General features: G+C 72.7%; 19 protein-coding genes. 5 read left to right on the top strand and 14 right to left on the bottom strand.

Going from position 1 to position 17,607, the window contains the following annotated elements; all coding sequences use genetic code 11:
- Position 1 precedes the first annotated feature (1 nt).
- Complete coding sequence (locus ACFO9I_RS15350; protein ID WP_379182336.1) at positions 2-796, bottom strand: DUF881 domain-containing protein; 795 nt, start codon at positions 794-796, stop codon at positions 2-4.
- A gap of 116 nt (positions 797-912) precedes the next feature.
- On the opposite strand from ACFO9I_RS15350, the gene ACFO9I_RS15355 reads away from it, so the two are divergent.
- Positions 913-1,380 carry a cell division protein CrgA gene (locus ACFO9I_RS15355; protein WP_379182337.1) on the top strand — a complete coding sequence of 156 codons (468 nt, stop codon included), beginning with the start codon at positions 913-915 and terminating at the stop codon, positions 1,378-1,380.
- Positions 1,381-1,459: 79 nt separating this feature from the next.
- Here ACFO9I_RS15355 and ACFO9I_RS15360 read toward each other — a convergent pair whose 3' ends face one another.
- The 6 genes from ACFO9I_RS15360 to ACFO9I_RS15385 all read right to left on the bottom strand — a co-directional run bounded on the left by ACFO9I_RS15360 (position 1,460) and on the right by ACFO9I_RS15385 (position 8,787).
- Complete coding sequence (locus ACFO9I_RS15360) at positions 1,460-3,109, bottom strand: dipeptide ABC transporter ATP-binding protein (RefSeq protein ID WP_379182339.1); 1,650 nt, start codon at positions 3,107-3,109, stop codon at positions 1,460-1,462.
- On the bottom strand, positions 3,106-4,761 hold the full coding sequence (locus ACFO9I_RS15365; protein WP_379182341.1) for an ABC transporter substrate-binding protein: 1,656 nt from the start codon (positions 4,759-4,761) through the stop codon (positions 3,106-3,108). The genes ACFO9I_RS15360 and ACFO9I_RS15365 overlap by 4 nt, the downstream gene beginning before the upstream one ends.
- A 30-nt stretch (positions 4,762-4,791) precedes the next feature.
- Positions 4,792-5,790 (bottom strand): ABC transporter permease, encoded by a 999-nt coding sequence (locus ACFO9I_RS15370; RefSeq protein ID WP_379182343.1) that lies wholly within the window; start codon positions 5,788-5,790, stop codon positions 4,792-4,794.
- The gene (locus tag ACFO9I_RS15375; protein ID WP_379182345.1) at positions 5,787-6,728 is read right to left on the bottom strand and encodes an ABC transporter permease; all 942 of its coding nucleotides are present in this window, start codon (positions 6,726-6,728) and stop codon (positions 5,787-5,789) included. The genes ACFO9I_RS15370 and ACFO9I_RS15375 overlap by 4 nt, the downstream gene beginning before the upstream one ends.
- 555 nt (positions 6,729-7,283) lie before the next feature.
- The gene (locus ACFO9I_RS15380) at positions 7,284-8,225 is read right to left on the bottom strand and encodes a rhomboid family intramembrane serine protease (RefSeq protein WP_379182347.1); all 942 of its coding nucleotides are present in this window, start codon (positions 8,223-8,225) and stop codon (positions 7,284-7,286) included.
- A gap of 49 nt (positions 8,226-8,274) precedes the next feature.
- On the bottom strand, positions 8,275-8,787 hold the full coding sequence (locus tag ACFO9I_RS15385; RefSeq protein ID WP_379182349.1) for a peptidylprolyl isomerase: 513 nt from the start codon (positions 8,785-8,787) through the stop codon (positions 8,275-8,277).
- Positions 8,788-8,973: 186 nt separating this feature from the next.
- On the opposite strand from ACFO9I_RS15385, the gene ACFO9I_RS15390 reads away from it, so the two are divergent.
- On the top strand, positions 8,974-9,786 hold the full coding sequence (locus tag ACFO9I_RS15390) for a hypothetical protein (protein WP_379182351.1): 813 nt from the start codon (positions 8,974-8,976) through the stop codon (positions 9,784-9,786).
- 13 nt (positions 9,787-9,799) lie between these two features.
- Here the strand turns inward: ACFO9I_RS15390 and ACFO9I_RS15395 are convergent, their stop codons facing one another.
- From ACFO9I_RS15395 to ACFO9I_RS15410, 4 genes are read right to left on the bottom strand one after another with little or no spacing between them, the layout of a single operon-like run.
- Positions 9,800-10,825 carry a 1-acyl-sn-glycerol-3-phosphate acyltransferase gene (locus tag ACFO9I_RS15395; protein ID WP_379182353.1) on the bottom strand — a complete coding sequence of 342 codons (1,026 nt, stop codon included), beginning with the start codon at positions 10,823-10,825 and terminating at the stop codon, positions 9,800-9,802.
- Positions 10,822-11,664, bottom strand: a complete 843-nt coding sequence (locus ACFO9I_RS15400; protein ID WP_379182355.1) for a patatin-like phospholipase family protein — start codon at positions 11,662-11,664, stop codon at positions 10,822-10,824. The genes ACFO9I_RS15395 and ACFO9I_RS15400 overlap by 4 nt, the downstream gene beginning before the upstream one ends.
- A gap of 4 nt (positions 11,665-11,668) precedes the next feature.
- Positions 11,669-12,040 carry a DUF3817 domain-containing protein gene (locus ACFO9I_RS15405; RefSeq protein ID WP_379182357.1) on the bottom strand — a complete coding sequence of 124 codons (372 nt, stop codon included), beginning with the start codon at positions 12,038-12,040 and terminating at the stop codon, positions 11,669-11,671.
- Positions 12,037-12,840 (bottom strand): SURF1 family protein, encoded by an 804-nt coding sequence (locus ACFO9I_RS15410; RefSeq protein WP_379182359.1) that lies wholly within the window; start codon positions 12,838-12,840, stop codon positions 12,037-12,039. Before ACFO9I_RS15410 ends, ACFO9I_RS15405 begins: the two co-directional genes overlap by 4 nt.
- Positions 12,841-12,955: 115 nt before the next feature.
- On the opposite strand from ACFO9I_RS15410, the gene ACFO9I_RS15415 reads away from it, so the two are divergent.
- From ACFO9I_RS15415 to ACFO9I_RS15425, 3 genes are read left to right on the top strand one after another with little or no spacing between them, the layout of a single operon-like run.
- A complete protein-coding gene (locus ACFO9I_RS15415) occupies positions 12,956-13,678 on the top strand; it encodes a FadR/GntR family transcriptional regulator (protein WP_379182361.1) in 723 nt (240 codons plus the stop codon).
- The gene (locus ACFO9I_RS15420) at positions 13,675-14,442 is read left to right on the top strand and encodes a sterol desaturase family protein (RefSeq protein WP_379182363.1); all 768 of its coding nucleotides are present in this window, start codon (positions 13,675-13,677) and stop codon (positions 14,440-14,442) included. Before ACFO9I_RS15415 ends, ACFO9I_RS15420 begins: the two co-directional genes overlap by 4 nt.
- The gene (locus ACFO9I_RS15425; RefSeq protein ID WP_379182364.1) at positions 14,439-15,236 is read left to right on the top strand and encodes an MBL fold metallo-hydrolase; all 798 of its coding nucleotides are present in this window, start codon (positions 14,439-14,441) and stop codon (positions 15,234-15,236) included. The genes ACFO9I_RS15420 and ACFO9I_RS15425 overlap by 4 nt, the downstream gene beginning before the upstream one ends.
- 5 nt (positions 15,237-15,241) lie before the next feature.
- Here the strand turns inward: ACFO9I_RS15425 and ACFO9I_RS15430 are convergent, their stop codons facing one another.
- Genes ACFO9I_RS15430 through ACFO9I_RS15440 form a run of 3 tightly spaced genes read right to left on the bottom strand, consistent with a single transcriptional unit; the run spans position 15,242 to position 17,578 of the window.
- Positions 15,242-16,258, bottom strand: coding sequence for a hypothetical protein (locus ACFO9I_RS15430; RefSeq protein ID WP_379182366.1), 1,017 nt, complete (start codon positions 16,256-16,258; stop codon positions 15,242-15,244).
- Positions 16,240-16,968: a hypothetical protein gene (locus ACFO9I_RS15435; RefSeq protein ID WP_379182368.1), complete on the bottom strand. Its 729-nt coding sequence runs from the start codon at positions 16,966-16,968 to the stop codon at positions 16,240-16,242. Before ACFO9I_RS15435 ends, ACFO9I_RS15430 begins: the two co-directional genes overlap by 19 nt.
- A gap of 55 nt (positions 16,969-17,023) precedes the next feature.
- Positions 17,024-17,578: an LURP-one-related/scramblase family protein gene (locus tag ACFO9I_RS15440; RefSeq protein ID WP_379182370.1), complete on the bottom strand. Its 555-nt coding sequence runs from the start codon at positions 17,576-17,578 to the stop codon at positions 17,024-17,026.
- Between the last annotated feature and the right edge of the window lie 29 nt (positions 17,579-17,607).

A 17,607-nucleotide genomic window follows, 5' to 3' on the forward strand; every position in this document is an offset into this window, starting at 1 on the left:
GTCAGTCGAGCGGCTTGGCGTAGTCCAGGCTGAGCAGCCCGTCGTACGCCGGTGCGGTGATGCTGTCCTCCAGCTGGAGGTCCCACCCGACCGAGATCGACGGGTCGGCGGCCTGCTCGCGGTAGACCTGGAGGTACTCGTCGCTGTCGATGGAGGTCAGCAGCGCCGCCTGGTCACCCACCGCGGAGATGACGTAGGGCTGGGGGTAGGGCACACCCTGCAGCTGCACGGAGTTGCCCTCGCACTTGATGCCCGTGGTCGTGACGACCCGCTGTCCGTTGACGGTGACCGCGGTGGCGCCGGCCTTCCACATCGCGTTGACCACGGCCTGGATGTCCTGCTGGTGCACGATGAGGTACTTCACCTCGACGCTGCTGTTGTTGATGACGTCCTCGGGGGCGTCGGACAGGGTGACGGTGACGCCCGGCCCGGTGCGGGGCACCAGCCCGGCGGGGTCCTTGAGCGTCTCGATGCGCTGCTGGTAGCGCTGGACCTGCCGGTCGTCCATCGCGTCGGTGAGCGTGGCGACGTCGGAGTTGAGGTCCTTGACCCGCTGCTGCAGAGCGCCGTACTGCCTGGCCTGGCTGCTCACCAGGGACGCCAGGTCGGTGTAGCGCCCCGGGCGCAGGTCGGTGCCGTGGCTGTTGAGCCCGCTCACGATGAACAGCCCGCCGCACAGCAGGACCACCACCGGGGTGCCGACCCGCCACCAGCTCCAGGGCCGGCGGGGGCGGCGCGGACGGCCGGGTCGCCCGGACCCGTCGTCGGCGGGCCGCGCGTGGGATCCAGGGGTCACGCCGACTAAGGTAGCCCGCGACCTGTGACGACGCGTCACCGGCGCGTGCGCAGGAGCACGCCCCGTAGCAGGACCAGAGACAGGACCCGTCAGGGCCCACCACCGAGGAGCAGCTCGTGTCCAAGCCGAAGGCCAAGCAGCCGGACTTTCTCGACCCGACCCGGGGACCGGTGTTCTCGGCGCGGTTCGTCGTCTCGCTGCTGCTCGTCGTCCTGGGCATCGCGTGGATGGCGTACTACTACGCCGCGGTCCGGGTCGACCCGACCGTGGTCCCCGCGCCCGACCCGGGCAGCCCGGCGTGGATGGCGGACCTGGGTGACTGGAACTACCTGATCGGCTTCGGCGCGATCATGCTCGGCCTGGTGATCGCCGCCCACCCCTCGACCCCGCTCGGCCGCGGCCGCGGCGTCGTGGTCGGGATGCTGGGCTGCTTCCTGATCGGCCTGCTGTGGATCTGCACCTTCTACATCATCAGCGACGACCTCAGCCGGCTGCCGATCTTCGACGACCTCGGCCAGAAGAACCTGCTGGTCGGCATCGGCTTCATGGCCGTCGGCTTCACCTACGCGACCCGCTGGGAGTGACCGACCCGTCGCAGCTTCACGCGTAGGGAACGTCGACCCGTCGCAGTTTCACGCCTGAGGTCGTCGACCCGTCGCAGCTTCACGCCGGGACGGCCCGGGCGGTACGGCGCTGCCGCTGCAGCACCGGGTCGGCGACCGGCGCGGCCGCGAGCAGCCGGGCCGTGTACTCGTGCTCCGGGCGGGTCAGCACCCGGTGGGTCTCACCCTCCTCCACGACCACGCCGTCGCGCATCACCGCCACCCGGTCGGCGACGGCGCCGACGACCGCCAGGTCGTGGGTGACCAGGAGGCAGGCGAAGCCGATCTCGGCCTGCAGGCGACGCAGCAGCGCGAGCACCGTGGCCTGCACCGACACGTCGAGCGCGCTGGTCGGCTCGTCGGCGACGAGCAGTTGCGGGCTGAGCGCCAGCGCGCGAGCGATCGCGACCCGCTGACGCTGTCCACCGGACAGCTGGTGCGGGAACCGCTGGGCGTACGACCGGTCGAGGTCGACCGCCTCCAGCAGCTCCTCCACGCGTGCCCGGGCCTGGGGCGCCGACCAGGAGGCCAGCCGCAGCGGCTCGCTGATCGAGCGGCCCACCGGGTGCCTGGGGTTCAACGACGAGCTCGGGTCCTGGAAGACGATGCCGACCTGCCGCAGCAGCTCGCGCTGGCCGCGCCGACCCGTCGCTGCCAGGTCGGCGCCGTCGAGCAGCGCCCTGCCCGCCGTCGGCCGGACCAGCCCGCTCAGGCAGCGCCCGAGGGTCGACTTGCCCGACCCTGACTCCCCGACCAGACCGAGGGTCTCCCCCCGGCTCAGGACGAGGTCCACGCCGCGCACCGCGTGCGTCCCGGTCCCGCGACGCAGCCGGGTGTCGCCGTAGGTGACACCGACCTGCTCGAGGCGGGCCACGACCGCCGTACCTCCGGCCCCCCGGTCGGGAGCGGGTGCGCCGGCCGCGGGCAGCGTCGGCACCGCCGCCAGCAGGCTGCGCGTGTAGGGCTCCTGCGGGTCGAGCAGCACCGAGGCGGCCCGACCGCGCTCCACGACCCTCCCCTTCTCCATCACCACCACGTCGTCGGCGAGGTCGGCGACCACCCCCATGTCGTGGGTGATCAGCAGGATCGCGGTCCCGCCGGCGGCGAGGCCGCGGAGCAGGTCCAGCACGCCGGCCTGCACGGTCACGTCGAGCGCCGTGGTCGGTTCGTCAGCGATCAACAGCTCGGGACCACGGCTGGTCGCCATCGCGATCATGGCCCGCTGCAGCTGCCCACCCGACAGCTGGTGGGGGTACGCCGACGCCACCCGTCCCGGGTCGTCGAGGCCGGCCGCGCCCAGCAGCTCGTGGATCCTGTCCGCGGTGCCACCGGACCGCTCGTGGGCCTGCAGGGCCTCCCGCAGCTGCCGGCCGATGGTGTGCACCGGGTTCCAGGCGGCCATCGGCTCCTGGAAGACGGTGCCGACACGGGCGCCCCGCACCGCGCGCAACGACGCGTCGTCGAGGGTGAGGAGGTCCACCCCGTCGAGCAGCACCCGGCCCCCCACCTGCACGCCGGGGGCGTGCAGGCGGAGGACGGACTGCGCGGTGACCGACTTGCCGGAGCCCGACTCGCCGACGACGGCCACGACCCGGCCGCGGGGCACGTCGAGGTCGATCCCGTGCACCACACGGCGCGGCCCGCGCCGGCCGTCGGGGAACGCGACGGTCAGGTCACGGATGCTGAGCAGCGGCTCGGTCACGGGGGTCACTGCGCCAGCGAGGTGCGCAGGTAGTTCGGGTAGTTCGGGAACCCGGACACGTCGAAGTTCTGCACGTCCGAGCCGCGCAGGAACGCGTTGCGCGTGTAGAGCAGGGGCACGACGGGGGCGTCCTCCATGATCAGCCGGTCCGCCTGTGCCCAGGCCTCCTGCGCCGCCGCCGCGTCCACCTCACCCGTGGCCTTCGCGATCAGGGCGTCCACCTGCTTGTCCGAGTACCGCGACAGGTTGTAGCTGCCGCCCCCGATCTGGCTGGAGTCGAACAGCGGCGAGATGTTGCCGTTCGCGCTGGGGAAGTCCGGCTGCCAGCTGCTCACCGCCAGGTCGTAGTCGCCCCGGTCGCCGGTGATCGTGTCGTAGTAGACGTTCTCGTCCTGCGGGTCGATCGTGACCTTGATCCCCGCCCGCTGCAGTCCCTGCTGGATCGCCTCGGCGCGGGCGACCGACTGACCGTCGTTGGGGGTGACCAGCGTCAGGTCGAGCTTCGTCGAGCCGAGCAGCTCCTTGGCCTTCGCGACGTCGCCGGTCTCCGGCGCGGGGTACAGGTCGTACTCCTCGCGGCCGGGGATGCCCGGGGTGATCAGCGTGGTCGCCAGCTCGCCGCCCTGCGAGCCACCGGCCGCGAGCTGGAACGCGCGCTTGTCGACGGCGTACTCGATGGCCTGGCGGACCTTGACGTCGTCGAGGCCGGGCCGCTGGTTGTTGATCGCGAGGTACTCCAGGGCGCCGGGGTCGGACAGCGCCAGGCGCGCCTTCGCCGACGGGTTGCTCGTGATCTGCTTCAGCTGCGCGGGCGGGACGAAGCCCGCACCGAACGCGGCCCTGGCCTCGCCGCTGTCGGCGATCAGCTGCTGCGCGGCGACGGTGTCCTCCTGGCCCAGCTTGAAGACGATCTCGTCCGGCCCGCCGAGGCGCACGTCGTCGGTCTCCGTGCTCCACTCGGGGTTGCGTTCGAGGGTGACCGCCGTGCCGGGCTCGTTCTCGGCCACCTCGTAGGGGCCGGACGCGACCGGGTCGCTGCCGTACGTCGCGGGGTCGGTGTCCTCGGCCTTCGGCACCGGCGCGAACGCCGGCATCGAGGCGATCCAGGGCCAGTCGCCGTACGGCGTGTCGAGCTTGAAGACGATGGTGCGGTCGTCCGGGGTCTCGATCGAGTCCAGCTCCTTGCCCCGGTAGGGCCCGGTGTAGTCGTCCCCGCCGACGAGCAGCGTCTTGTGGTAGCCGAGTCCGCCGGAGAGCTCGGGCGCGAAGGAGCGCTCGAGGCCGTACTTGATGTCGGCCGACGTGATCGGGTCCCCGTTGGAGAACGTCAGTCCGGGCTTGAGCGTGAAGGTCCAGGTGCGGCCACCGTCACTGGCCGTGCCGGTGTCGGTCGCCAGGTCGGGGACGACCTCCGGCGGCTGGCCGGGGCGGATGTCCCAGGTGGTGAGCCGGCGGTGCACCAGCCCCTGCGAGGTGATCGCCAGGCTCTGGCTCTTGGCCGGGTCGAAGCTCTGCTCGGTGGACGAGGTGTAGATGGTCAGGGTGCCACCGCGGTGGAAGCCCTGGGTGGCGGACGAGTCGTCCTGGCTGTTGGCGTTGCAGCCGGCCGCGGTGAAGGCCAGGACTGCGGTCGTCGCCAGGGAGATGAGGGTGCGATTCACGGGTCGTTCTTTCTCGTGGGGGTGGATGGGTCAGCCGCGCCGCGCCACGCGCGGGTCGAGACGGACGTAGGCGAGGTCCACGGCCAGGTTGGCCAGGACGATGAGGAAGGCCGAGAAGAGCGTCACGCCGAGGACGACCTGGAGGTCGAGGTTGCCGACGGAGTCCACCAGCAGTGCGCCGAGGCCCTGCATGCTGAAGATCTTCTCGGTGATGACCGCGCCGCCGAGCAGGCCGCCGAGGTCGAGGCCGAAGATGGTGACGACCGGGAGCAGCGCGTTGCGAAGCGCATGGTGCGTGACCACCCGGCGCTCGGAGAGGCCCTTCGCGCGGGCCGTCCGCACGAAGTTCTCCTCGAGCACGTCGAGCATCTGGGTGCGGGTCAGCCGGGTGTAGACCGCCGAGCTGGCGACCGCGAGGACGCACCACGGCAGCACCAGGTGCCAGGCCCACGTCACCAGCCCGTCGCCCAGCGGCACGTAGCCGCCGACCGGGACGACGTCGAGCCGGAACCCCAGGACGTAGATACCGACCAGCCCGACGAGGTAGGTCGGGGCCGAGACCCCGACGACCGTGGAGGCCATCGCGGCCCGGTCGACCCAGCTGTTGCGCCGCAGCGCTGCGACGACGCCGGAGGTGACGCCCACGAGCGTCCAGAGGAGGGCCGCGCCCACCGCGATCGAGGCGGTCACGCCGAACCGGTCCCAGATCAGGGTGGTGACCGGTTCGTTGAGCCGGAACGAGTAGCCGAAGCACGGGGCCGAGCAGTGCACGGTGGCGCCGCCGGAGCCGTAGTCGCGCCCCACGAAGATCCCGCGCAGGAACTCCCCGAGCTGCACCAGCACCGGCTGGTCGTAGCCCAGGAAGTGCCGCACGGTCTCACGGCGTTCGGTGGTGCAGGGCTTGCCGCACGACGCCTGCGACACGTCGCTGGGCAGCAGGTGGAAGACCAGGAAGGTGAGGGCGGTGATCGCCAGCAGCACCAGGACGGCGGCGAGCACCCGCCGCAGGAGGTACGACGTCGTGGTCATCGTTCCCCCGCCAGGCGCGGGTCCAGGGCGTCGCGGAGCCCGTCGCCGACCAGGTTGAAGGCCCAGGTGACCGCGAAGAGCGCGAGCGCCGGCCAGAGCAGGTACCAGGGGTCGGTGGCGATCCAGCCGACCGCGGTGCCGATGGTGCGTCCCCACGCGGGTGTCGGTGGCGGCACCCCGACCCCGAGGAAGGACAGGGCGGCCTCGGCACCGATGTTGCCGGGGATGGCCATGGTCGCGAACACGATGATGGTGCCCCACAGGTTGGGCAGCAGCTGCTCGCGGAGCACGTGCCACGGCCCTGCGCCCATCGCCCGGGAGGCCTGGGTGAAGTCCCGCTGCATCAGCGTGAGCGACTGCGCGCGCACCACCCGCGCGACCGGAGGCCAGCCGAAGAGGCCGATCACGCCCACCACGAGCAACCACTTCGGGACGGCCGCGGGAGCGAGCGCGCCCAGCGCGATCATGAAGATCAGGCTGGGGAAGCCGAGCAGGACGTCGGTCCCGCGGCTGACCACGTGGTCGTAGGCGCCGCCGAGGAGCGCCGCGCTGGTGCCGAGCAGGACTCCGATGGTCACCGAGACGATCGTGGCCGCCAGGCCCACCAGGATCGAGGTGCGGGCGCCGTGCACCACGACGGCGAACAGGTCGCGGCCGGTGAGCGGCTCAGCCCCGAACCAGTGCCGGGCACTGACCCCACCGAAGGGCCCGATCGGCGAGCCGTCGTCGGCGAGCGCCGAGGCGTCGTACGTGAACGGGTCGTGCCCGCCCAGGCGCGCGACCCACGGGGCGGCGAGGGCGACCAGGAACGCGGCGACCACGACGGCCAGGCCGAGCATCGCGGCCCGGTCACGGCGGAACGTCCGCCAGGGGCTCGGCCGGAGGCGGGTGTCCGCCACCGCGAGCTCGACGGCGTCGGAGCCGGTCAGCGCAGCCACGGGCGCTCCTCATCGTTCGGGTGTGGGTGGGAACGACGAGGAAACCTACCAAAGTCAACTCACTTACCCGAGAATGGGGTGGACCGGCCCCCGGGTCGACATCGGGACGGCGCGCACAGGGGCCGGGTCGAGGTCAGGGCCGGCTGGTTCTCCACAGCCTCACGAAGGCTGGATGTGCCGCGTGTCCGGCGGGGTTCCTACACAGCTGGGGACAACTCTGTGGAGAACTACACGGATGTAGTTCTCCACAGGTGATTCCACAGTTGTGCACAACGTGCCGCAACGATGGCGCTGCTCGCAGGCGGTGTCACGGGCGCATACCCAGAACTGGGTACGCCGGGAGCGACCCGGATCGGGCGCCGGCCGGACGGCGTTGCTCACCTGTGGACAGAGGGGCAGTTCATCCCCAGGTTCCTGTGGATGAACCCTGGCGGGGGTCGCATGTCCACAGGCCGCGAGCTGTCGTCGCCGGTTGTCCACAAGCGCTCGACCCATCCGGGCGTGAAACTGCGACGGGTCGACGCCCTCCGCGCGTGAAGCCGCGACGGGTCGGCGTCAGGTCAGGGCGGCGGTGCGCAGCAGGACGGCGACCACGAGCGCGGCCGCGATGACGCCGAGGCCGAACGACTGCCACAGGGTGCGGTGGGCCCGCGGCGCGTAGGCGAGGACGACGGCGATCAGCGCGCCGCCGACGAAGCCGCCGAGGTGGCCCTGCCAGGAGATGAAGCCGCGCCCGACCACGGTGAAGAGGAAGTTGATCCCGATCCAGGCCAGGATCGGCTGCACGTTGCCGCCCACCTTGAAGGCGATGACCAGCAGCGCGCCCATCAGGCCGAAGATCGCCCCGGAGGCGCCCAGCGTGGAGCCGTCGACGGGGGCCACCCAATAGACCAGCGTCGAGCCGGCCAGGGCGGAGAGCAGGTAGAGCGCCAGGAACCGGGCCCGGCCGACCGCGAGCTCCAGCTGCGGCCCGAGGAACCACAGGGCCAGCATGTTGAAGCCGATGTGCCAGATCTCGACGTGGGTGAAGGCGCTGGTGAACAGCTGCCACCACGCGCCGTCGCTGACCCCGGGGACCCAGTCACCCTGGCCGGTCGACGCACAGGCGGTCTCGCTGCCGATGCTGGGGAAGTACAGATCCGGCCGCTGCGAGGAGACGCAGCGCCCGGTGGGCAGCAGCATCAGCTTGTTGAGCAGCGCGCTGGCCGACCCCCCGGTGGCCATCACCAGCAGCCACACCGCGGCGTTGATCCCGATCAGCACCATCGACGTGATGCCGGCGTTGCCGGGCCGCAGCCCGCCGTACGCCGTCCGTCCGCTGCGGGTGTTCTTCGCACCCTCCGCCACGCACTGGGGGCACTGGAAGCCCACGGCGGCATCGCGCATGCAGTCCGGGCAGATCGGCCGGTCGCAGCGCTGGCAACGGATGTAGGACTCCCGGCCGGGGTGCCGGTAGCACGTCGGCACCCCGGTCGCGGGAGCTGGCTGCTCGCTCATGCGGGGTCCCTGTTCGAACCGGAGCGCAGCGAGGATTCGAATGGGGTGATCAGGAGCGCACGACCTCGACGTGCTCGATGACCACGGGCTCGAGCGGGCGGTCACCGGGGCCGGTGGCGGTCGTGGCGATCGCGTCGACGACGTCGCGCGAGGCCTGGTCGGCGACCTCGCCGAAGATCGTGTGCTTGAAGTTCAGCCACGTGGTCGCACCGACGGTGATGAAGAACTGCGAGCCGTTGGTGCCCGGGCCGGCGTTGGCCATCGCGAGCAGGTAGGGCTTGTCGAAGGTGAGCTCGGGGTGCGGCTCGTCCTTGAAGGTGTAGCCCGGGCCGCCGGTGCCGGTGCCGAGCGGGCAGCCGCCCTGGATCATGAAGCCCTCGATCACGCGGTGGAAGCCCAGGCCGTCGTAGAACGGACCGGTCCTGCCGTTGCCGGCGTCGTACGACTTGGTGCCCTCGGCCAGCCCGGTGAAGTTGGCGACCGTCTCGGGAGCGTGGTCGGGGAACAGGTTGACCGTGATGTCACCCTTGTTTGTCTTCAGAATGGCCTGCTGGTCAGCCATGACTGCCTCTCGCGTGGAATGGGTACGACGTGACCGTCGATGCTGTCTGTGCCCGATCCTCGCACGCGCGGCAAGACGCCCCGCAACACGGCCGGCAGCACGGTGGGCAAGACGACGGGGCGCTGGTTGGGTCGGGTCAGACATGATCGAATGGAAGTCACACGACGAGAAGGAAGTGTCACGCCCATGGGCCTGCGCAAGAAGAAGTCGCTGATCGATCAAGCCTCCGAGTACGTCGACACGGTCCGGCCGCAGCTCGAGTCGGCCGCCGAGACCGCCAAGGCCGCTGCCCTGGACGCCAAGGAGCGTGCGCTGCCGCTGCTCGCCGAGGCGCGCGAGAAGGCCGCCCCGGCGCTGGCCGAGGCACGCGACAAGGCCGCGCCGTACCTCGCCGACGCCCGGGAGAAGGCCGCGCCCGCGCTGGCCGACGCCCGTGCCAAGGCGGCTCCCTACGTGGCGGACGCCCGCGAGAAGGCCGCGCCCTACCTCGCCGACGCCCGTGACAAGGCCGCCCCCGTGCTGGCCGACGCCCGCGCCAAGGCCGCCCCGGTGGTCGCGGCGGGTGCGGCGATCGCCACCGAGAAGGTCGCCCAGGGCGCCAGCTACGCCGCCGAGAAGGCCGCCGAGGGCCGCGACCTCGCCGCCGCCAAGGCCGCCGAGCTCAACCCCGAGAAGAAGAAGGGGAGCAAGCTCAAGAAGATCGTGCTCATCGGTGGCATCGCCGCCGCGCTCGGCTTCGTGGCCAAGAAGCTCCAGGGCGGCGGGGCCAGCGACAACTGGCAGTCGTCCTACGTGCCCACTCCTGCGCCGGCTCCCACGCCGCCCGCCGCTCCGGCGACCCCGGCCGCCCCGATGTCGGGCGCCGAGGAGGGCGAGGACGACAGCGCCGGCTCCTCGCCGGACGAGGCACTCGCCGACCAGGCCGAGTCGCCGCACCCGGTCACCACGCCGGACAACCCCGCCGAGGTCGTCGACCTCGACGAGGACGACAAGGCCTGAGCGCCCCGCACCATCAGCTCCCGGACCGGCCGGAGGAGAGATCCTCCGGCCGGTTCTGCTCCACCCAGGTGTCGATGCGCTCCCACCACGCGTAGAGCCAGTCGATCCGGGCCTCCCGGCCCTCGGGGATCTCGGCCCGCGGCACCTGCCACCAGCGCATGATCAGCTGCTTGTCCATGGGCAGCTCGCGCCACAGGTCGCCCACGGTCCGCAGGTGGTCCAGTCCCGTGTGCGCCACCAGCACCACGTCGGCGTCCGGAGCGGCGTCGAGCGCGGCGAGGAAGCCGCCGGGCCGCGGCGCGAGGACGTTGGTCATCTCCTCGGCCCGCCGCGCCATCCGCTCCAGGCCGAGCCTGCGCAGCCGGTCGATGCCCCGCTGGCGCCGCTCGGGGGTGAAGTTGCCGCCCTCGGGGAAGATCACGAACGCGTCGTTCTCGTCCAGCCCCGACGCCAGGGCCGCGATGTGCGACTCGAGGTCCTCCCCGTCCCCCGGGTCCGGCGAGATGAAGCGCGCCGGGATCCGGCTGAGCAGCACGTCGATCGCCGGGTCCCAGGCCAGGGTGTCCTTGAGGACGACTCTCGGCTCGCGGGAGTACCAGTGCATCAGGGCGTGGATGAGGGTGAACGAGTCGCCGGGACCGGCGTGCCGGCAGCACACCAGGATCGGGATGCCCGGGTGCGCGTCCGGCGCGGGGCCGTCGGTGACGATCCGCAGCCGCAGCACCCGGCGCGCCTCCCGGAAGAACACCCACATCACGCCTTGCACCAGGTCGTAGTGGATGCCCTCGAAGTACGGCGTCCTGATCCGCCGGCCGAAGCCGGAGGCCAGCCACAGCCCGAGCATCACGACGAGCAGCAGCGCCTCGCAGGTGAGGTAGAGGATGAACACCCACAGCAGCCGCAGCGCCCGCCAGCGGCCGGGCAGCACGGGGGAGAGTGCCGCGGCCACGATCAGCCACAGCGGCAGCGTGAACCACACCAGCGCGGTGACCACCACGACGAGCGGCGCGAGCACGACCCGCCGCAGCAGCCGGGTCACGGGTGCCCCGCGGCGGGCAGGTGCTCCTCGAGGTAGGCCACGCAGGCCTCGTAGGTCTCGTCGATGCGCGCCTCCACGCTGCTGAAGTCGCGGCTGCCGAGCAGCGAGTCGTCCCGGCTGGACGTGCCGCGCGCGGGCAGCACGTGCGCCTCCACGTCGTCGGGCAGCTCGGCCATCTCGCGGACGAACCGGTGCCGGCGGGCGATCTCGAACGACACCCGTGCGACCTCCCAGGGCCGTCGGGGGACGCTCAGCGGCCGGTCCACGCGGCCGACCTGCAGCACGAAGACCCTGGTGGCGCCCAGCTGGACCGCCCGGCCCACCGGGATCGAGTTGACGATGCCGCCGTCGAGGAAGTGCTCGTCGCCGACCCTGGCCGGCGGCAGCAGGCCGGGCACGGCGGCGCTGGCGACGACCGCGTCGACCACGGGCCCGGAGTCGAACCAGTGCTCCGCGGACCGCTCGATGCAGGCCGCACACACCTGGAAGCGGACGGCGAGGTCCTCGAAGGTCAGGTCGCCGAGCTCCTCGGCCAGCCGCTTCTTCAGCGGCTTCGCGGAGTAGATGTGGGTGCCGGTGGACACCGCGCGCCGGACGGTGCGCAGCGCACGGTCGCCGTACACCTCCTGGCCGGAACGACTGGCGCCCCGCCACAGCTCGGTGAGGCGGTCGATGACCGCGAGGGAGGGGTCGCGGGCGACCATGGCGCCGTTGAGCGCCCCGACGCTGGTGCCGAGCACGAGGTCGGGGGTGACGCCGCGCTCGAACAGGGCTCTCAGCATGCCGACCTCGACCGCGCCGAGCACGCCACCGCCGCCCAGCACGAACGCGGTCGTCACGCGCCTAGACCCGCTCTGCGGGTGCGACCAGCTCGGGGTGCTCGGCGCGCACCCGCTGGGTGGCGCGGTGCTCGGCCCAGAAGCTGGCGATCGGGATGGTGCCGCACAGCAGGGTCACCACCGTGAACGGCAGGTCCCAGCGGGCCTTGCGGGAGAGCCAGAAGGCGGTGACCAGGAAGATCATGTAGAGCCAGCCGTGGGCGATCCCGAGGTAGGTGGTGATCCACTCGCCGACGTGCTGGAGGTCGGAGCCGTCGGCGCTGAGGTACTTCAGCGGGACGCCGATCAGGATCAGGACGATCAGCAGCACGCCGACCACGGTCGCCATGACGCGGTAGCGGGTCAGCGGGCCACGGAGGTTCTCGGTGCCGGTCACGGCTCCGAAGGTACCGGGTCGTCCTGTGGCTCCGGCTCCGTGTCGGCCTCCCGGCGCACGTCCTGTGTCCAGCGCCACCACACGAACACGACGAACGCCCCGAAGAAGACCCACTCGATCGCGTAGAGCAGGTTGCGCAGCGCGGTGAAGCGGCCGGCGTCGGGGAGCTGGGCGAGGTCGGCGGGAGCCAGGCCGGCGGTGCCGTCGTTGAGGGCCCGGTCGCCGACCGGCCAGGATCCGGGGGCCGCCTTGTCGGCGACGACGGCGTACGCGCCGTACAGGTCCTGGTCGACGTGCTGGATCACGTCCGCGGTGCGCAGCTGAGGCAGCACGTCGTCGTCCGGGTCGTCGTCGACCTCGCCGGTGCCCTCGGTCGGCTGCAGCCAGCCGACCATCTCGGCGCGGCCCGTCGGCGCCTCGGGCGCGTCGTGCCAGTCGTCCACCCAACCGCGGACGACGGGGATCGCCGGGTCCTGCGCGCCGGTGACGGCCAGCGGCGTCACCACCCAGTAGCCGTCCCGGCCGTCCTGCTCGCGTCCGGACACGTAGACGGTCCCCTCGGGCACCCACTGCCCGTCCAGGATGACCGGCTGGCCCACCTTGGTCCCGGGGAACGGGTCGTCGGGGCCGATCACCGAGTCCAGCGGGACCGGGTCCTCGAGGGTCAGGTCGGTGGCCTCCGCGGCCCGGCGCGCCTGCCAAGCGTCGTACTGCCACACACCGAGGCCGACCGCCGCGGCGGTCAGCACCAGCGCCAGGAGGTGCGCGCCCCAGTAGCGCGGGGCGAGCAGGGTGGGCACGGCCTCCAGCGTACGTCGCAGCGACCGCGCGACCGGTCGCGGGGCACGTGACCCACCTCCCACATACTGGTCTGGCCACTTGACCACCGGCCGCCACAGTCCTAGCGTCCCGGACATGCCGCTGCAGCCCGTGAACCGCAGGTCCGTGCCCGACGAGGTCTTCGACCAGGTCCTCTCCGAGGTCGTCGACGGGGGGCTCGAGGCCGGCGAGGCGCTCCCCAGCGAGCGCCGGCTCGCCGAGGTCCTCGGGGTGTCCCGCCCCGCGGTGCGCGAGGCCCTCCAGCGGATGGCGCAGACCCGGCTGCTGGAGGTCCGGCACGGCGGCGCCACCACGGTCCGCGACTTCCGGCGGTACGCCGGCCTCGACCTGCTGCCCCGGCTGCTCGTGCGTGGGGGAACCCTCGACGCGGCGGTCGCTCGCAGCATCCTCGAGGCGCGGCTGGTCGTCGGCCCGGGCGTGGCCGCCCTGGCCGCCGAGCGCGGGGGGCCGGCCCTGACCGCCGCCCTGACCGGGACCGTCGACGCGCTGGCCGCGACCGACGACGACGTCGAGCGGCAGGTCCACGCGCTGGCCTACTGGGACGTGGTGGTGGACGCGGCGGACTCGCTGACGTTCCGGCTCATGTTCAACAGCCTGCGCGCAGCGTACGAGCCCGCGCTCGAGGCGCTCGCCCCGGTGATGGCCGAGGAGGTGGGCCAGGTCGGCGCCTACCGCGTGCTGACCGCCGCCATCGGCGAGGGGGACCCCGACACCGCCCGGGCCGCCGCCGAGCGCGTGCTGCGCCCGGCCACCACCAGCCTGCTCACCGCCCTGCAGCAGCTCGAGGAGACCCGATGACCAAGCCCACCCCCGAGGTCGAGCGGCTCGCCGCCCAGCGGCTGGCCGCCGACGAGGCGCGCCTCGGCACGATGACCGGAGCCGGTCCGGCACGGCGGCGCCGGTCGCTGTCGCTGAGCGCGGCCTGGCGGGAGTTCTGGAGGCACCCGAGCCCCTGGCTGATCTCGACCTTCCTCCTCGGCGCGGTGGTCGCGCGGGCGTGGGTGGGCGGCGGGTCCTGGTGGGAGCTGCTCGTCCCGGCGGCGCTGGTGGCGCTCTTCCCCGTGATCGAGTGGTGCATCCACGTGGTGATCCTCCACTGGCGGCCGCGCTCGGTCGGGCCGCTCACCGTCGACCCGCTCCTGGCCCGCGAGCACCGCGCGCACCACGCCGACCCCCGTGACCTGCCGCTGGTGTTCATCCCGTGGAAGGCGCTGGTCTGGCTGCTGCCGGCGTACGTCGCCGTCGCGCTGCTCGCCATGCCGACGACCGCGAGCGCGCTGTCGCTGCTCGTCTCGGTCCACGCCATCAAGCTCGGCTACGAGTGGACCCACTACCTCGTGCACAGCGACTACCGGCCGCGGTCGGCGTGGTTCCGCTCGGTCTGGCGCAACCACCGCCTCCACCACTACAAGAACGAGCACTACTGGTTCACGGTGACCACCGCGGGCACCGCCGACCGCCTGTTCGGCACCTACCCGGACCCGGCGTCGGTGCAGACGTCCCCGACCGTCCGGCGGTTGCACGCGTCGGAGGCCGAGCGGGACGGCCCGATCGCCTCGTGACCGTCCACCACCTCAACTGCGCCACCATGCGGCCCGCCGGCGCGTTCGGCGGCCGGGTCTCGGCCGTGCGGATGGTCGCCCACTGCCTGCTGGTGGAGCGCCCCGGGGGCCTGCTGCTCGTCGACACCGGTTTCGGCACCGCCGACGTCGCGGACCCGCGCCGGCTCGGGCAGCCCTTCCGCGCGGTCGTCCGGCCGGTGCTCGACCCGGCCGAGACCGCCCGGGCGCAGGTCCTGGCCCGCGGCCACCGGGTGGAGGACGTCACCGACATCGTGCTGACCCACCTCGACCTCGACCACGCCGGCGGCATCGGCGACTTCCCGCAGGCGCGGGTCCACGTGCTCGGCGACGAGCTCGACGCCGCGCTGCACCCGCACCTGCGGGAGCGGGCGCGGTACGTCGGCGCGCAGTGGGCGCACGGGCCCCGCTGGGAGCGCCACCGGGTCGTGGGGGAGGAGTGGTTCGGGTTCGGCGCCGTGACCGCCCTCGACGACGACGTGCTGCTCGTGCCCCTGCGCGGCCACACCCGCGGCCACTGCGGCGTCGCCGTCCGTCGCCCTGACGGCCACTGGCTGCTCCACGCGGGCGACTCCTACTTCCACCCCGGCGACCTGGCCTCGCCGGTCACGACCCCGCCCGGCCTGCGCGCGTTCCAGCGCCTGATGGCCGTCGACGACCTCCGGCGCCGGCACAACCAGGAGCGGCTCCGCGAGCTCCGTGCCACCCACGCGGCGGAGGTCACCGTGTTCAGCGCCCACGACGCCACCGAGCTCGCCGCGCTCACCACGGGCTGATCCGGCTACAGCCCGGTGGGCTCGGGGATCGGGGTGACCTCGTCACACACCGCGAAGGGCAGGGTCTCGGTCAGCGCGAGCCCGGCCGCGAGCGGCGGCCGGGGCACGTCGTACCCGATCCGTCCGGTGGCCGGGTCCCCGACGCCGTCGGTGAACCCGTCGCCGAACGACGGGCGGCCTGCCGGCCAGTCGTCGCCGAGGTGGAGCCGCTCGAAGAGGTCGGCCCGGTCCCTGCCCAGCCGCACCGTCGCCAGGTGGTCGCCGAACGCCACCGCGACCGCGTCCAGCTCGTCGAGGTCGCTCACGTCATGGTGGGCCAGGACCGCGTCCTGGTCCTCGGCCGACGCGTCCGGGCCCAGGGCGTCGGCGAGCGGGACGCAGCCGCGTCGCACGTACGTCGCCTCCGCCGGCTCACCGACGAGCGGCACCACCGCGGGGTCGGTCGCCCAGCTGTCCGCACCGTCGGTGGCCACGCCCGAGACGACCAGGTGCGACCCGCGGAGCACCTGCGCGCCGGCGAGCGGGCCCACCCCTGCGTCCACGGCGTCGGCGACGTCGCCCATGTCCTGGTCGGGGCGGAAGGCCAGCACGAAGCCGTTGCCGTCGGGACCGGTGAAGTGGGCCTCCCAGTCGACGTCGTCCTCGCTGAACCCGTGGTCGAGCATCAGCTCCGAGGTGTCTTCGCGCAGCATCCCCCGGGTCAGCAGCGGGGCCTCGCTCGACGCTCGCTCCCAGAACTCCGAGCGGTCGGTCATCAGGTCCCCGCTGGTCAGGTCCGGCACGCCGAGCTGGCGGCGCACCCCGTCGAGGTCGGTGACGGTCAGCGTCGTGGCGGTCGCGGGCACCAGCGGGAGCACGGCCTCCGCGGGCTCCGCGCGCGCGTCGTACGAGGGGGTTCCGGCCAGGCGGGCGGGCGGAGCCGGCGCGTCGGCCTCCGGCGGCGGGACGTCGTCGCACCCGGCACCGACCAGGACGAGCAGCAGCGTCGGGAGGACCGAGCGGGTCAGCGGTGCTGGACCCACAGGTTCTCCTCGACGTACGTCGCCCGGTCGGCGGCGCGGTCGACGGTGATGGTGTTCAGGGCGTCGGGCACGACGTACCGGCCGCTGGCCGGGAAGGGCATCTCGGCCCACGACTCCCACTCCGCCACCGTGCCGCTGATGACCATGGACCTGGCGGCCGGACCGAGCACCGTGGCCCCCATCCGCTGGTGGGTGCGGATCCACGGGTCGATCGACAGGCCGTCCTCGCGCACCCAGGTGGCGTACTCCGCCATCGGGGTGAGCGGGTACCGGTGCTTCCAGGTCGGCCGCAGCGGCGCCACCACGTGCGTGATGCCGTGCTCCTCGGCCCGGGCCACGAGGGCGGAGAGCACCTGCTGGGCCAGTCCCTGCTTGTCGAAGGCCGGGGCGACCGCGGCGGCCATGAAGCTCAGTGCGTTCGGGGCCCGTCCGGCCTCGTGGTCCTCGACGGAGCGCGCCAGCGCCCCGTCGTACCCGTCCGGGAGGTCCTCGACGTCACCGGTCCACGCGAACGGGACGCCCCACCCGCCCGCGGCCACCTTTCCCTCGTCGAGCAGCAGGATGTCGAAGTGGCCGAAGTACTCGCCCACCCGGGAGAGGTACTTCGGGGCCGCTTCACCGTGGAAGATGAACTCCGGCCAGCGCTCCCGGAACGCCTCCCGGACCTCGGACTCCAGGTCCGGTCGATCCCCGCTCGTCACGACCTGCACAGCACGTCCCTCCCTGACCTCGATGCCGGGGACGAGGGTACTGGCGGAGCGCGGCTCAGCGCTCCTCGTGCGCCATCGTGTCGATCGCGACCGTGGCGGCCAGGAGCACCACCGGGTCCTGCCCCGGCTCGATCTCCACGCCGTAGGTGTCGGCGACCCGGAACCACTGCTTGGAGACCGACGCGACGACACGGTCGCCGTCGCTGAAGGTGTACTCGTGGTCCATCAGGTTTCCCTGCACGTCCAGGTCCGGACCACCGCTCACGTCCACGACCCACCGGTCCCGCAGCGGCGTCACCAGCGCCTTCTTGACCATCGCCAGCCGGTGGCCATCGGCGTCCTCGACCTCCATCGAGTCGCGCAGCCGGGCCAGCCGTTCCTGGATCTTCGCCACCGCGTGCCCGTGCGGGTCCTCGAGCACGAGGGTCTTGCGGAGCCGCAGCGCCTTCCCGTCGACCTTGTAGGCGCGCTCGCCGGAAGCGGTCTCGATCCAGTAGTCGTCCCCGATCGAGAACAGCCGTTGGCGCATCTTGTAGGTCACCCCGCCCGGGTCACCGCGTCGCTCGTCACGCCGTTCCTCGCGGCGCTCGTGTCGTCGTCCCAGCGGCATCGCCGCCACCTCCCTCTCGGCACAGGCGG

The sequence above is a fragment of the Nocardioides sp. GCM10023255 genome, assembly GCF_042653125.1.
Taxonomy (GTDB): Bacteria; Actinomycetota; Actinomycetes; order Propionibacteriales; family Nocardioidaceae; genus Nocardioides.

What these genes read in the sequence shown, in the direction of transcription:
- ACFO9I_RS15420 (WP_379182363.1), top strand. Translation starts at nt 13,675, where the DNA reads ATGACCAAGCCCACCCCCGAGGTCGAGCGGCTCGCCGCCCAGCGGCTG.
- ACFO9I_RS15380 (WP_379182347.1), bottom strand. Translation starts at nt 8,225, where the DNA reads ATGAGCGAGCAGCCAGCTCCCGCGACCGGGGTGCCGACGTGCTACCGG.
- ACFO9I_RS15440 (WP_379182370.1), bottom strand. Translation starts at nt 17,578, where the DNA reads ATGCCGCTGGGACGACGACACGAGCGCCGCGAGGAACGGCGTGACGAG.
- ACFO9I_RS15370 (WP_379182343.1), bottom strand. Translation starts at nt 5,790, where the DNA reads ATGACCACGACGTCGTACCTCCTGCGGCGGGTGCTCGCCGCCGTCCTG.
- ACFO9I_RS15390 (WP_379182351.1), top strand. Translation starts at nt 8,974, where the DNA reads ATGGGCCTGCGCAAGAAGAAGTCGCTGATCGATCAAGCCTCCGAGTAC.
- ACFO9I_RS15385 (WP_379182349.1), bottom strand. Translation starts at nt 8,787, where the DNA reads ATGGCTGACCAGCAGGCCATTCTGAAGACAAACAAGGGTGACATCACG.
- ACFO9I_RS15415 (WP_379182361.1), top strand. Translation starts at nt 12,956, where the DNA reads ATGCCGCTGCAGCCCGTGAACCGCAGGTCCGTGCCCGACGAGGTCTTC.